The organism is Cobetia amphilecti, from assembly GCF_020217465.1.
Taxonomy (GTDB): Bacteria; Pseudomonadota; Gammaproteobacteria; order Pseudomonadales; family Halomonadaceae; genus Cobetia; species Cobetia amphilecti.
The window spans coordinates 1,489,319-1,503,504 of record NZ_CP084115.1 but is presented as its reverse complement, the minus strand read 5'-3'; the positions used below and the strand labels follow the sequence as shown (position 1 = coordinate 1,503,504).

The 14,186-nt window shown below is 62.2% G+C and carries 13 protein-coding genes; 3 read left to right on the top strand and 10 right to left on the bottom strand.

All coding sequences use genetic code 11. The annotated features are described in order from the left end of the window. Positions 1 to 20: 20 nt before the first annotated feature. Positions 21 to 1,073: a YihY/virulence factor BrkB family protein gene (locus LCW13_RS06525; RefSeq protein WP_225347852.1), complete on the top strand. Its 1,053-nt coding sequence runs from the start codon at positions 21 to 23 to the stop codon at positions 1,071 to 1,073. A gap of 125 nt (positions 1,074 to 1,198) precedes the next feature. On the opposite strand, the gene LCW13_RS06520 is transcribed toward LCW13_RS06525, so the two are convergent. Continuing rightward, a complete protein-coding gene (locus tag LCW13_RS06520) occupies positions 1,199 to 1,630 on the bottom strand; it encodes an OsmC family protein (protein ID WP_043335071.1) in 432 nt (143 codons plus the stop codon). Between the two features lie 421 nt (positions 1,631 to 2,051). On the opposite strand from LCW13_RS06520, the gene LCW13_RS06515 reads away from it, so the two are divergent. Together LCW13_RS06515 and LCW13_RS06510 are read left to right on the top strand one after the other, a co-directional pair. Further along, positions 2,052 to 2,525: a hypothetical protein gene (locus tag LCW13_RS06515; protein WP_225347851.1), complete on the top strand. Its 474-nt coding sequence runs from the start codon at positions 2,052 to 2,054 to the stop codon at positions 2,523 to 2,525. A gap of 399 nt (positions 2,526 to 2,924) precedes the next feature. After that, positions 2,925 to 4,088: an oxidoreductase gene (locus tag LCW13_RS06510; RefSeq protein WP_225347850.1), complete on the top strand. Its 1,164-nt coding sequence runs from the start codon at positions 2,925 to 2,927 to the stop codon at positions 4,086 to 4,088. A 112-nt stretch (positions 4,089 to 4,200) separates the two neighbouring features. Here the strand turns inward: LCW13_RS06510 and LCW13_RS06505 are convergent, their stop codons facing one another. The 9 genes from LCW13_RS06505 to rloA3 all read right to left on the bottom strand — a co-directional run bounded on the left by LCW13_RS06505 (position 4,201) and on the right by rloA3 (position 14,121). Then, positions 4,201 to 5,367: an NAD-dependent epimerase/dehydratase family protein gene (locus tag LCW13_RS06505; RefSeq protein ID WP_225347849.1), complete on the bottom strand. Its 1,167-nt coding sequence runs from the start codon at positions 5,365 to 5,367 to the stop codon at positions 4,201 to 4,203. Positions 5,368 to 5,369: 2 nt separating this feature from the next. Beyond that, on the bottom strand, positions 5,370 to 7,211 hold the full coding sequence (locus LCW13_RS06500; RefSeq protein ID WP_225347848.1) for an ArnT family glycosyltransferase: 1,842 nt from the start codon (positions 7,209 to 7,211) through the stop codon (positions 5,370 to 5,372). A gap of 56 nt (positions 7,212 to 7,267) precedes the next feature. Next, complete coding sequence (locus LCW13_RS06495; RefSeq protein ID WP_225347847.1) at positions 7,268 to 8,959, bottom strand: ArnT family glycosyltransferase; 1,692 nt, start codon at positions 8,957 to 8,959, stop codon at positions 7,268 to 7,270. Positions 8,960 to 9,060: 101 nt separating this feature from the next. Then, positions 9,061 to 9,537, bottom strand: coding sequence for a lipid-A-disaccharide synthase N-terminal domain-containing protein (locus LCW13_RS06490; protein WP_225347846.1), 477 nt, complete (start codon positions 9,535 to 9,537; stop codon positions 9,061 to 9,063). Continuing rightward, positions 9,537 to 10,421, bottom strand: coding sequence for a glycosyltransferase family 2 protein (locus tag LCW13_RS06485; protein WP_225347845.1), 885 nt, complete (start codon positions 10,419 to 10,421; stop codon positions 9,537 to 9,539). Before LCW13_RS06485 ends, LCW13_RS06490 begins: the two co-directional genes overlap by 1 nt. A gap of 331 nt (positions 10,422 to 10,752) precedes the next feature. Continuing rightward, on the bottom strand, positions 10,753 to 11,949 hold the full coding sequence (rlmF, locus tag LCW13_RS06480) for a 23S rRNA (adenine(1618)-N(6))-methyltransferase RlmF (protein WP_225347844.1): 1,197 nt from the start codon (positions 11,947 to 11,949) through the stop codon (positions 10,753 to 10,755). Between the two features lie 86 nt (positions 11,950 to 12,035). After that, positions 12,036 to 12,917 carry a siderophore-iron reductase FhuF gene (fhuF, locus tag LCW13_RS06475; RefSeq protein WP_225347843.1) on the bottom strand — a complete coding sequence of 294 codons (882 nt, stop codon included), beginning with the start codon at positions 12,915 to 12,917 and terminating at the stop codon, positions 12,036 to 12,038. Between the two features lie 142 nt (positions 12,918 to 13,059). Next, complete coding sequence (locus tag LCW13_RS06470; protein ID WP_225347842.1) at positions 13,060 to 13,455, bottom strand: thiol-disulfide oxidoreductase DCC family protein; 396 nt, start codon at positions 13,453 to 13,455, stop codon at positions 13,060 to 13,062. 69 nt (positions 13,456 to 13,524) lie between these two features. Then, on the bottom strand, positions 13,525 to 14,121 hold the full coding sequence (gene rloA3, locus LCW13_RS06465; RefSeq protein WP_225347841.1) for a retropepsin-like aspartic peptidase RloA3: 597 nt from the start codon (positions 14,119 to 14,121) through the stop codon (positions 13,525 to 13,527). Positions 14,122 to 14,186: the final 65 nt, after the last annotated feature.

The window sequence follows — 14,186 nt, the reverse complement described above, 5'->3', positions numbered from 1 at the left end:
CAAAGCGAGGATGCCCAGCCATGCCAGACCCTGCTGCAGACTCCGTGAGCAGCCGCCTGTTGCGCTTTCTGCCGCGCCTGCTGGCCTTCGCCCTGCGCGTCATCGGGCAGTTCATCGCCAACCGTGGCGTGCTGCTGGCCGGTGGCGTCGGCTACAACATCCTGCTGTCCAGCGTGCCGCTGTTCGCCTTGCTCTGCGTGCTGCTGACGCACCTGGTGGATGAAACGCGCCTGATGAGCATCATCGCCATTCAGGTCCAGCATCTGGGGCCGGGCCAGGAAGATATCCTGCTGGACGCGGTGCGCAAGCTGCTGGCCAATCGCGAGGTGATCAGCTGGATCGGCATGGGCGGCTTGCTGTTCTTCGCCGGACTGGCCTTTCGCATGCTGGAAGACGCCATCGCGCTGATCTTCCATCAGCATCCGGTGATTCGTAAGCGCAGCGCCTGGATTTCCGCCCTGCTGCCCTACGCCTTCGTGATGGTGCTGGGCGCGGGCCTGCTGGCGCTGACCCTGCTGGTGGCGCTGGCCTCGGCGATGAATGACGCCCTGACACTGCTGACCGGCATCGAGCTGACCCTGGGCGATGCCGGCAGCGAGGTGATCTATCTGATCAGCATCGTCGGCATGTTCGGGCTGTTCAGCGCCATCTACAAGATACTGCCCCAGACCCGCGTCTCGACCCGCCGCGCGCTGGTCGGTGGCCTGGTCGCGGCCACCCTGTGGGAGCTGACGCGTCTCGCCTTGAGCTGGTACTTCACCCACCTGTCCTTCGTCGGTGCCGTCTACGGCTCGCTGGCGACGCTGATCGTGCTGCTGCTGGGGCTGGAGATTGGCGCCGTGATCCTGCTGCTCGGCGCCCAGGTGATCGCCGAATTGGAGCAGTGCTCACGCGAGAACATTCGCTGGTACCGCACGCCGGATCGCAAGCCACTGACGCGCCTGCAATCCCGCCGCAATGCCATGCAGCACGCCGGCGAGGTCAGCGAGGAGGAGGAGTTGGCAATGAGCCCAGACAGAGGTTCAGAAAGCGGTTCAGAGAGCGATTCAGAAAGCGGCTCAGACAAGCGCTAGTACACGCCCTCGGAAAGCTCACCGCACACAACGAAAAAAACCGCCCCGAAGGGCGGTTTTTTCATGCTCGCATCGCAGAGATGAAACTTGAGGTCACGCGAGTCGTTTCTGTCGTGGTCGACGCCTCAGTTGACCAGCGAGGCTTCCAGCGAGATCTCGGCGGTGAACAGCTTGGAGATCGGGCAGCCGCCCTTGGCCTTCTCGGCGGTGGACTGGAAGTCTGCCTCGCTGATGCCCGGCACATCGGCCTTGGTCACCAGAGCGACCTTGGTCACGCTGAAGCCGCTGTCGTCCTTGTCCAGATGGACGGTGGCGGTGGTATCGATGGCCTTGGGCTCATGACCCGCCTCGCCCAGCATCATCGAGAGTGCCATCGAGAAGCAGCTGGCGTGAGCCGCCCCGATCAGCTCTTCAGGATTGGTGCCGGCGCCATCTTCAAAGCGCGTATTGAAGCCGTAAGGCTGATCCTTGAGCGCACCACTTTCACTGCTGACAGTGCCTTTACCCTGCTTGACGCTACCTTCCCAATGCGCGGAACCGGTTTTCTTGATCGTCATGCCTGTCTCCTTGACCTGGGTGAACACTCAGGGCCGTTGCCCTGTCCCTCTCACATTGTCATGGCGCGTCGCGACTTCAAGGGGCGTCTGCCCTTTTGCCATCACAAGTGTCTGATCGATCGTGTGTCGGCTGCCTATCAATTGCGTGAGCAAGACACGCCACCCACCCCGGCGAGTGCGCCCGTCGCCACGGCCAATTATTGAACAAGAGTTGAATTCCCGCTGTGTGCCCCGATAACTGTTCTATCGATTACCTGGCGCGCAACGCCGAGTTGCAGTCACTCACGTCACCCTCTCATGTCTGGCATCGTGCGCTCGCAAGCTGGCGCAGCATTCGCCGACACCTCATACGTCGCCGGTGAATCCCTCACCCGCGCGGCTGCCGACACCGGCAGCCAGACCCGCAAGGAGTCCCCTCATCATGTTCTACAAGACCTCGACAGACATCACTGACGACAACGCCTCTCTCCATCGCCTGCGCCCTGCCGCGAGCACCCGCCTGCGCCGTGGCATTGGCGCCGCCGCAGTGATGCTGGGCCTGCTGGGCCTCTCCCCGGCCCAGGCCTTCGACGAGATGAACACCGAGACAGGGACCAGCGGCGCGGCCTCTTCCCAGCATTCCTCGCAGGGCCAACCAACGCCCAGCCACTCCAAGCGCACCGCAGACGGCGCAGCTGACAACGGCGCGCACTATCAACAGAACGAACAGCCCGAAGCGAGTCAGCAAGACAAGGACAACGCCACGCGCCAGGTACAGAAAAGCCTCGATGGCGGCGAGGTCGGTAGCCAGGGCGGCCGACACGCCAACACTGGCCAGGCCAAGCCGACCGAGAACTGGTTCGGCTGCCCGCCCTCAGGCAGCAGCAAGCAGAATGCCCAGTGCGACGGCAAGTGATCGCCAGCACGGAGCACTCGCCATAGGCACGATTGGCGCTGACGACGCAGGCCCCGCAACCCACGGTTGCGGGGCCTGCGTCGTTGCGCGCATATGCTTATGTGCATGGAAAGCAGCACTGCGTTGCCACTTCATGCAGCAACCCTGAATTATTTGAGAAAAAATCTCGCAAATTCAGGCAATTACATGCACAGGTTGTCAAAACGACAACACTCTCCTTCCAGCGTTCCGGCTTGTGACACCCAGGTGCGGCAGGCACGATATAGGGCATGCAGATGATCCGTCGATCATTCATTCAGGCCACCGCACTGCGTCGATCTTCACCTCTTTGTGCACGCAGACGCTCAGGGCCTACGACCGGATACGACAGCGGAATGCTTTCCGCGGGAGACGTACTAGATGACAGACACCACCGCACTGTTCACCCCCCATGCCTTCGCCGGGCTTGAGCTCAGCAATCGCCTGGTGCTCGCCCCGATGACACGTACCAGCGCGCAGGATGACGGCCAGGTGCACTTCGACATGGTCGATTACTATCGCGATTTCGCGCGGGGCAACTTCTCGCTGCTGATCACCGAAGGCATCTACACCGATGAAGCCTTCAGCCAGGGCTACGCCAACCAGCCGGGGCTGGCCAACCAGGCACAGCTGGACAGCTGGCGTCCGGTGGTCGACGCCGTGCATCAACAAGGTGGGCGTATCATCGCCCAGCTGATGCATGCCGGCGCCCAGACCCAGCACAACCGCTTCAAGGATGAGGTCGTCGCCCCCTCCGAGAGCCGCGCCAGTGGCGAGATGCTCAGCTTCTACGGTGGCTCCGGCCCCTTCCCGCTGGCCCGCGAGATCAGCGAAGCGGAGATCCATGATGCGATCGCCGGCTTTGCCACCAGCGCCCGTCGCGCCAAGGAAGCCGGCTTCGATGGTATCGAGCTGCATGGTGCCAACGGCTACCTGATCCACCAGTTCATCAGTGAGCGCTTCAATCAGCGTGACGATGCCTGGGGCGGCGACGCCATCGCGCGTCTGGCCTTCCCGCTGGCGGTCATCCGCAGCGTGCGTGAGGCAGTCGGCGCCGACTTCGCCATCGGCATGCGCCTGTCCCAGGGCACCGTGACCGAGCCGGAGCTCACCTGGCAGGGCGGTCCTGACAAGGCCCGCGAGCGCTTCGCCAAGCTGATGGAGGCCGGGCTGGATTTCCTGCACCTGACCGGCAGTGATGTCGATGCCCCCGCCTTCCCCGAGGCAGACGACGAGCGCGAGCGCAGCCTCAGCCTGACCGCACTGGCGGCACAGGTGCGCAGCGAGAAGGCCGCCGAGGTGAGTCTGATCACCAATGGCAATGTCGCCAGCGTCGCGAAGGCGCAGGCCGCCCTGCAGCACGCGGACCTGGTCGCCATCGGTCGCTCGGCGCTGGCCAATCATGACTGGCCCAAGCGCGTACAACGCGGCACCTGCCTCACCGAGTTCGACTTCTCGATGCTGTCGCCGCTGGCCACGCTGGCCAACGAGGAGGACTGGCGCATCGCCAATGACAAGCCTGCCAACTGCGAGGGTCGCTGCTGATAGCGGCTGACAGGCAAGACACAAGGAGCCCCGCCAGTCACTGGCGGGGCTCTTTGTGTTGGGAACTGGTCTCTTCTCGACCTGACCTCAGATATACAGCCACTGATCGCACTCAGGCCTTCAAGAGAGTTCCACTACTGAAGGCCAAGGCCGTCATGGCGGACATGCCGGCCTTTGTCATGCGTCCAGAATGTCCACCTGCAGCGACGCCTGCTTCGTCAGGACATCCCACCCGGGGCGATTGCTCATCATCGGTTTCTCTCAGCAGTGACGGATACTGCTGCGCCCACTCAGCCAACTCCTCAAGCCCTGTCGCAAGACTGACACTGGGGCGAAAGCCGGTCAGCGTCTCGAGTGTCGAGGTATCTGCCCAGGTACGCTCGACATCCCCTGGCTGCATCGGCAGCAGACGCTTGCGAGCCGGGACACCCAGCGCTGCCTCGAGGCCATTGATGAAATTCCCCAATGCGATGGGCTCGCCACGCCCGAGGTTCAGGACACGCGAGGGAGCGGCATTCACTTCCTGCGTCGGCGGCAGGTGCATAAGCCGGTAGATGCCCTCCACGATATCACTGACATGGGTGAAATCACGTGCCATCTGTCCATGGTTGTAGACATCGATCACCTCGTCGGCCAGCAGCTTGCGTGCGAAACGAAGTGGCGCCATGTCCGGGCGCCCGCGGGCGCCATAAACGGTAAAGAAGCGTAGCCCTGTCACCGGTAAACCATAGAGATGCGCGTAGCTGTAAGCCATCAATTCATTTGAGCGCTTCGTGGCAGCGTACAGCGAGAGCGGGCGTACACCCGCCTGGGATTCCTGCAGAGGCTGACGGGTATCATCCCCGTAAACGGAACTGCTGGAAGCATAGAGCAAATGGCTCGGAGCCGTGTCACGACAAGCCTCAAGAAGATTGACGAAGCCGACCAGGTTGCTGTCGACATAATCAAAAGGCTGAGTGATGGAGTGGCGCACCCCAGCCTGGGCCGCCAGATTGACGACGACATCAAACTCCGCTTCCTGCATCAATGTGCGAAGCACCTCACGTTCGACAAGATCCAGCTTGACGAAGCGAAAGCTGCCCAGCCGGCGTGCATTCCCGGGGGCAGCAACGCACTGCCCGGCAAGTGCTTCGAGACGTGTCAGGCGGTGCTGCTTCAGCGCCAACGGATAGTAGGGGTTGAGATTGTCGAGACCGACGACCTGCAGGCCTTCCTTCAAGAGTCGCTCACACAGAGCAGCACCAATGAAACCTGCAGCCCCAGTTACCAGTATTTTCATGCTCATCGTTTCTCCTGAGCGGTCATGACCAACGCCGTTGGTGCTGATGAGGGGCCGCCCAATGCCGCTGCGGGTACCGTCAATAATCGGTGGCGTCCCTGATGAAAGACCGGCGTGGCATTGGCTCCATCGTCTACTGCCGCCTGACACCAATCACGCATGCCGGCCAGAGGGCCTCGCGTGTCGGGTAGACGCAGACATTTGTCAGCCTCGATTATCAGCCAGCCATCGGGATGCGCTGTCTGCCAGGAATCCAGCTGACTCGAATCGCGCTTCAACTGCTTCAGCGGTTGGGTCAGTCGCCCCAGAAATTGCCAGGTTGCCTGATAGTCCCAGCCAACGACGGCCACCTCCTGGCCTTCCTGTTGATGGTGCTGAACCCATTGAGCCAGGGCAGTCTGATCCAGACGTGGCCATAACGGACGTAATGTCAGGGCCAGCAAGCAGGTCACCAGCAACACGCTACCCAGCGCCAGTCGCCGCTGAGCATTCAGCGCGCTATTGCCCAGTGACTCAGCGGCAGGTGTTTGAGCCGTGATGGAGCGTCTCGCCTCATCCACGGAAGGCCATAGCCATACCATCAAGGCCAGCAAGCTAGCTCCCGCCATGAGACACGCAAGGCTTGCGTTGCCCGAAGCCACCAGCGCTGCGTTGGTCGGCAGAAATGAGGCATCAGTCAGCCAGCCTGCGGGCATGACGATGACCGCCAACGCCAGGCTTGTCAGTCCCAGGCCACCGCTGATCATTGCCAGCAGTTTCAGCGATGTGCGAGCCGGAGGCTGGCGCAGAGCAGCCCAGGCCAGCAGCAGACTCACCGGTACCAGTAGCGGCATCAGATAATGCACTTGCTTGCCGGAGATAAGTGAAAAGACCAGCAGTGCGCCCAGTGCCCAGAAGCGTCCCAGCTTCAGCAAGGGATGCTCTGACGTTGGCCGCCGAGCAACCGAGGCCAGAAACCCCTCGATCAGCAATCGCGGGCGCAGGCTGAGCGGGAAGATCAACACCGCCAGCCACGGTAGATACCACCATGGCGGTCGAGCATGATCCTGCGCGGAGACGACGCGGTTTGCCGTCTGGCCCCAAAGCAGATCCTCGACATAGTCGGGAGGGCCTGTGATGACGGCGGGAAGCAACCAGATGCACAACACCGCGATGCTCAGCAGCAGGCTCAACACCCAACCGCGCCACTCACAGACCCACACCTCGCGGGCTTGTGCTTGCGTCCACCAGGGGCGCGAGCCGACCACCAACAGAAACCACAAGAGTGCGACCGGCCCTTTGGCCAGCAATGCCAACCCCAGCCACACACCACTCTCGAGCACGACGCTCAGGCTGAACGGCTGCCCTCCCTGTGGTGTACACCAGGGCCGCAACGCGCCTAGTAGACACGTCGTCAACAGCACATCGAACATCAAGGCCTGGCTATAGAGCACCCACATCAGACAACCGGCGAGCATCCAACGCACCATGCGTACCCAAAGTTCATGCCTCTGCCGTTCGGCATCGGCCAGGCTAGCGGCCGGCCACAGGGTGCGGGCGACACGCCCTATCTGCCAGATACCCAGCAGACTGACCAGCGGCATCACCAATCTTGGCCAGACATCATTGACTCCAAAGACCATCCATCCGGCGTGAATCAACCAGAACAACAGTACCGGCTTGTCAGCGTAGGCCGCCCCGTTCATGGTCGAGACGAACCCGCTGCCGGCATGCCACATCTCCCATGCCACCGAGACATAGCGAGTTTCATCGATGGGCAGATAGGGTCGTGCCAGCGCTGCTGACATCAGCAACACTCCCCATAGCGTCCAACATATTCGCTCGCTGGCATTCAGGTTGATCAACGAATGGGAGCCTCTTCCCACCAGGGATATCGCACATGAAAGTTGCTTCTGACACTTCATGGCTGAACCTCCGGCATCAGAGTATGGCGCTGGGGAAGTCCGATCAGCTGTGCCGCTTCATTCGAGACCGAGGTCGGCGCCAGATACATCGGCGCAGCATCGGGATTGCCCTGACATTTCACGGCCGCGCTGCCAGGTAGCAGTACCCATTGCTCATCAGGCTCATTCAATGTGATGGCCTGTGCGCCATCCAGACAGGCATGCCGCTTGAGCTTGCGGGGTGTCAACAAGACCCAGCGGTTCTGCGGGGCCTCCTTCAGCCATGCATAGAGGCGCGAGAATTGGTCTTCCTCCGGCGTCTTGTAACCGAAGTGCCACAATGGTTGGCGCGCCTGCAGGATGTATTGCTCACGAAAGTCGGGAATGGCCAATGCCTGGTAATCGCTCTTCTCGGCAACCTTCGCCATCAGTACGGCAGGATTGCGAACCGGGTCCATCAATCGTGCCCCCCAGGTGCCCCACAGACTCCAGAACACCACGAGCCAAATCCCCAAGGCCAACAAGCCGTTCCGTGGTTTCAGCCAGGTACAGAGCGTGATACCGCTGACACCCAGCAGCCCCCACCACCCCCACGGCACCACCCCCTCCTTTTCGGCAAGCGTCGCCAATGCCGGGTACCCGAAGACACCGAGCAGTGCCGCGATCAGGAAGATGCCTGCCAATCCGGCGCAAAGTGCAAACCCCAGCCAGGAGACATGAGGCTTACGTGACAACCCCGGCAACATGGGTGCCAGACCGATCACCAACAACGGCAGCGCCGGCAGGATATAGACTCCCCGCTTGCCTGGAGACAACGAGAAGAAGACCACCATCAATGCCGCACCCACCAGGGGCAGCCAGACTCGTAGATCGCGGCGCGAGAAGCGGCGAGCGAGTGCCTTCGGCCACGAGGGTAGCGTCAGCAGCAGCGGCATCCATGCCCAAGGAATCACACTGGTCAGGAAGTAATGCCAAGGCTTCAGATGATGCCAGCTGTCGGTGTATCGCTCAGCGGTCTGCTTGAGCAGGATGTTGTCGCGATAGGCGGCAAGCTCCGAATCGCCGGACACGAAGGACATTACCAGCATCGGCCCTACCCAGAGCAGCGGAGCCGCCAGCATCCAGCAGAGTCCGATCAACAGCTCGCGTGATGTCAGCTGCCCTGCGCGACGACCACTGCTGCGCCAAATCGATGCGTGACGCGCAGCCATCAGCCAGAAAGGCAACATCAGCAACGGCAGGAACCCGACCCCCTTGGTGAGGATGCCAAGTCCCATCGCAAAGCAGCCGAGATAGAAATAGCGCACGCCATCATTGAGCAATGCATGCCGCAACAATCCCCAGCTACCCAGCAGGATGAAAGCCGTGACCAGCATGTCGATCTGAGCCGTACGGGCCTGCAAGATGAACTGCACTGACGCGAGCAACCACAGCCCGGCAATGAAGGCTGTGTGCCGGCCATGCAGGCGGCGAATCAGGTCCACGCTCAGCCCCAGAGTCGCGGCTCCGGCCACCAGCGACGGCAGGGCAAAGCCGATGCGGATATCCCCTACCAAGCCAGTGGACAAGGCACTGAGCCACATGAAGATCGGCGGCTTGTCGGGATAAAGCTCTCCCGCGCGGTGTGGCAACCACCAGTCCCCCGTGATCCACATTTCGAGACCATTGAGCGCGAAGCGTGGCTCATCGGCAGGCCACGGCATACGCATGCCAAGCCCGATGGCAGAGACAGATAGATACAACGCCCCCAGGACCCACCAGGGATGGCGGGAAAGTCTTCGGTACACACCGCCAGCTGGCGTCATTGCCTTCATGCGCCTGTCCCTTGGTGCTGAACGGGATTGACATGGAGGTGTGCCACTTCAGTCTTGAGTCGGGCGTTTTCTATCTCCAGCGACGCGAGCCTGGCCTTCAGGGAGTCGTCAGTGCCCGATTCGCGATCTTCCGTCTTGCCACAAGCGTGTTCGACGACAGTGGCCTCCTGCGGTGCCTGAGACGACGCTTCGCTACCAGGCGACGTGAGTGACCGGCGATCCCGCTTGATCAAGCTCAGATTACGCAGATAGATGAAAAGCCCTGCCCCCTGACCGGCAATGAATACCGGATCCTCGCGGTGGATGGCATACGCAAGCAGCGTCATGCCACCGGCAAGCGAGAACCACCAGAAGGCACGAGGAACGATGGAACGACGTGCCTTCTCACTGGCCAGCCACTGAATGATGAAACGCGCCGAGAACAGCGCCTGGCCTCCAAAACCGACAGCGACCCACCACGGACTGACATCCATCAGCAGGCACCCCGCGCCACGTCGGCCTGGTCCGGGTTGCTGTCACCTGCTGCTGCATCGTGACCATCAGCTTGATATCTAGAGGGGGAGTCAAACAGGCTTGTTGGCGCGAATGCAGAAGGCGTCGACACGGGCGTCCCCACCAACGGCAGCGAACCATGGTCGATGGCCTCACTGGCAGCATGGCCAAAGATATTCTCGAGCGGTGACGGTAGACGCGAGCGACGCACAAGCCACATCACTCCGACGATATCGGCAATACCGACCCAGAGCCGATCGAAGAAGCCGTATTTGGATACTCCTGCCACTCGTTCGCGGTGACGGACTGCCAATGACTGCACCTTGCCACCCTGAGCGCGAACCAACGCCGGAAGAAAGCGATGCATGTGATCGAAATACGGCAGCCGAAGGAAGACGTCACGACGCATGACCTTGATTCCGCAGCCGGTATCTGGCGTGTCATCTTGCAGCAGCGCTTGTCGGATGGCATTGGCCAAGCGTGATGACACACGCTTGACGGCATCATCGCGGCGTTGCGTGCGATGACCAGCTACCAGGTCGAGCTTTTCGAGCGTTGCCAGTGACAACATGTCCGGCAAGTCCGCTGGATCATTCTGGCCATCACCATCCAGGGTCGCCAACCATCGACCGCGCGCCAGCCTGGCAGCCTGCCACAGCGAAGTACTCTGTCCGAAACTGGTGCCGTGGTGATAGGGGCGCAATCGTGCATCTTCCTGCGCAGCCTGCTTGAGCCAACTCCAACTGCCATCACTGGAACCATCATCCACCACGATGATCTCGTAGCGCTGCCCCGCAAGCGCCTCATGCACCTCGGCAATAAGGCCCGGCAAGTTGTCACGCTCATCACGAGCCGGTATCAACACCGAAACTCCTCCGCACAAGGGCCCCTCGCCCTGCGCCGAGGGGTGGTCTGGACCAGGCGATGTCATGGTGATCGCGGACTTCATGGAATAACTCCTGAGCAATGACTGGGCGTCGAGCAAGCCGGATAAATGTCAGATCCTGCAGCGATCGGAACCGGCAGGCTGCGCGTTCCTGGCAGAAAGTTTGCCCGCAAACTATTAAGGCAGGCTTAAGTGAAGCGCGGATGACAACCGCCAATGCAAGAAGCCCCCGTCGCGCTGGGCGACGGGGGCTTCAATGCAAAGACATCATTGAGTCGAAGACTCTCTTGATACGGCTATGACAGACGCTTCACTTCCCTTGCCAGTGATCCCGCCCCCACTGCCGACGCTGGTCGGGCGTGAGATACGACCAGGCGACGAAGCGGCTGACCTTCTGCCCCTGGGACATCTCGATCACCCTGACCTCGCTGGCGCCACTGAGCTTGAGGGCTTTCCTGATGCCGGTCAGGCTCGCCGAATGCGCGACCAGCGAGGTGAACCACAGGCACTGCGTGGCGACGTTGCGACTCTCCTGGATCATGCGGGTGACGAAGGCTTCTTCCCCGCCCGGACACCAGAGCTCGGCCGCCTGTCCCGCGAAATTCAGCGCTGGCACGTTGCGTGCACGCCCCTTGCGTGAGGCATTGCCGCGCTGCCGGCGCGACTTGTCGAGCCCGCGCCATTTGCGCTGCGATTCCCGCGCCATATCGGCTTCGCTGGCATGGAACGGCGGATTGCACAGCACCAGATCAAAACGCTCATCCGCGCCCCAGATACCAGCGAAGTGGCGCGTGCGATCAGTCTGCAGACGCACCTCGATCTGGCCCTTGAGCCGCAGATTGGCGCTCACAATCGCGCGAGCCGAGTCGATCGCCTGCGCGCTGATATCACTGCCGACCATCTGCCAGCCAAAGCTGCGATTGCCCAGCAGGGGGTAGATGAGGTTGGCGCCGGTGCCGATATCCAGCGCGCGCACGTGCTCACCCGCCGGCAGCTGACCGCCATTCGCCTCACTGATCAGGTCCGCCAGGTAATGCAGATAATCGGCACGCCCGGGGATGGGCGGACACAGATAGCCGGCGGGGATGTCCCAGTGGGCGATACCGTAATGGCGACTCAACAGGGCCCGATTGAGCGCCTTGACCGCCAGGGGATCGGCGAAGTCGATGGACTCGCTGCCAGCGGGTGTCTTGATCACGAAGGCCGCCAGTGCCGGGCTCGCCTTGACCAGCGCGGCCATGTCATAGCGCCCACGATGCGGGTTGCGGGGATGCAGCTGACCCTTGCGAGCCGGGGTCACCTTGATGGAAGGCGCCTTGTTGGAAGGCATCCTGTTGGAAGGCGCTTTAATGGAAGGCGCCTTGGCCGCGCCAGGCTTCTCGCGCGCGGCCGGATCACGACGGTCAGCCGCGGTGCCCTGCTGACGTCTGTCAGCCGAGTCGTGTCGGGAGGATGCGCCGGACTTGGCGAGGGAAGCACCGCGTGGGCGGCGCGAAGACGAGGACATGACGACATACCGGACAATGACAGGGGCCGCCATCTTACCAGAGGGCGCCGATCAACACAGACCGCTGCCGCTCAGGACGCTACCCATCAGGACAGGTCGCTGCCGATCAGCGCCGCGCGCGAGTTGGCGCGCTGATCGACCCGACGCGTCTGAGCGCGGCGGGCCGTGGCGCGCTCGATGCTCAGCGGACAATTGCTGCAATAGCCCAGGCACTCGATGCGATAACGCACGCAGCATACCTTGCGCGGCGTATGCCGTTCGCCGTGGCGGTCCATCACGTCGCTGACCGGCTGATAGAGCGGATTGCGCCGCCCGTCGGCCAGAATTCTGGTCGCCATCAGCTGACGTGCCGGCGCCGCCTGCGCGACCCAGCCCTGCTCTTCCAGCATGCCGACGATATAGACGAAGTAATGTGCCGCGTTGCTCCAGAAGACCTTGGGCCCCAGCGCAGTGTGCGGCACGAGGCGCTCGATGACGGCCTCAAGATGCGCCAGGTAGCCCTGAAAGCGCGCCTGGAGCCGCGTCGCCTCATCGGCCGACTCGATCTCCGCCGGGAGGCTTGCGCCCTGCCCCGCCGCATCATCGAGTATCAGCTGCGTGACCACGCCATGCTCGCCAAGGCGCAGCGAAAGATGCCGCAGCTCCAGTGGCAGTTGATGGTCCAGCAGCAGGTTGGCCGCCAGCGGCAGCGACACCATCGAGGACAACAGGTACTTGGACCACTGGGATAGCAGCGCCTGCTCATCGGGGGCGCTGTGGTGAGAGGCGGCGTTTGCCGGGCTGGCCTCGTACTGCATGCCATGCGCGGCGATGCACGCCGCCAGCCACCCGGGGCTGAGCACATCGCGCGCCGGCACGACACGCTGGAGCGACGCCTCATCATCTGCCTGCACCTGAGTGTAGGTAGTGATCAGGTCCCGATAGGCAACCATCGGACCGGCAAAGAGCGGGGAAAGCGCGTCGATCATCGGGAAGCTCGCAGACGTGAAGAAACAGACAGTGCCTCACATACTAACGAAAACTATTAGCATTTGCATATCAAAAAAGCATGATAAACCAGCAGGGCTTGCAACGGGGCTTCCAGCAGCCTGCGTCGGGCTCGTCGGCACCTCACAGCCTGCCGTCCCGACACAGCCGACGACGCACCCAGGCATCGTAGACTCGCGTCAGCGCCGGCTCGATCAGCGGCCGCGTGATCAGCCACCCCAGCCAGGCAAGACCGGGGATGCGCGCAAGCAGCAGGCGATACGCCGGCATGCCCTCACAGATCTGCCCTTGCGCTGTCTCGACATGCAACGACAGCAATGCCTGCTTAAGGCCGATGCCGCGAGCGGCGAGATGCTCGGCGTTATCCGTCGCATCCCACCACTCGACGTTGGCGTCTTGGCGCGACAGCCGCTCGTAGCGGGCGCGTTCACGACGACACACCGGGCAGCGCGCGTCGTAGTAGATCCTGATGAGTGGCAAACCGTCACGCTGAGGTCGCTGGCTGGCGATGTCCGACATGCTGGCCTCCCTCTTGTGATGAATGTGCGCAGTACGCGTTCCTCAATGAGCGTTCAGAGCGACATATGATCAGGACGCCGCGCCGATGCGATCGGAATACTCCTTGTCTTCATAGCGATGCAGCGGCGCGTCCTCGGCACAGTCCGGGCTGGTCTGGAAGGTCTTGCGCACATCGAGCACACCCAGGCTCTGGATGGTGCGGCGCCCCAGCAGCACCGGGTAATTCATGCCGTCACGATCGCGCAGACTGAACTGCTCCTCGTAGCGCTCGCCGCCCATGCACAGCGTCATCAGCACCACCGGGCGCGTATCGCGTCCGCCTGCGCCGGATACCGTCAGGTCGCGATACAGGGGGCGCTCGAAGGTGTTCTCGACCTTGTCACCCTTGGCTTCGTCCTCGACTTCCACATCGAAACGCACCCACTCCTCGTCATCACGCTCGAAGGTCTCGATATTCTCGGCATGCATCGAGGAGGTCAGTGCGCCGCTATCCAGCTTGGCCTTCACCATCACGCCCCACGGCTCGATGGTCGCCTTCTCCACCCAGCCGAAGACCTTGTCGTCTGCCGCCTGGGCCACGGCTGGCGCGGCGAGCGAGGCAATCAAGCCGACGCCGGCGAATTGACGGGCGGCGCGCGCAAGGGATGTAGCAGCGTATCTCGACATGGTGACTCCTGGGAAAAGTGGCGACATTGCAAGGGCAATGCCCGACATCCTTCACCATGGAGGCT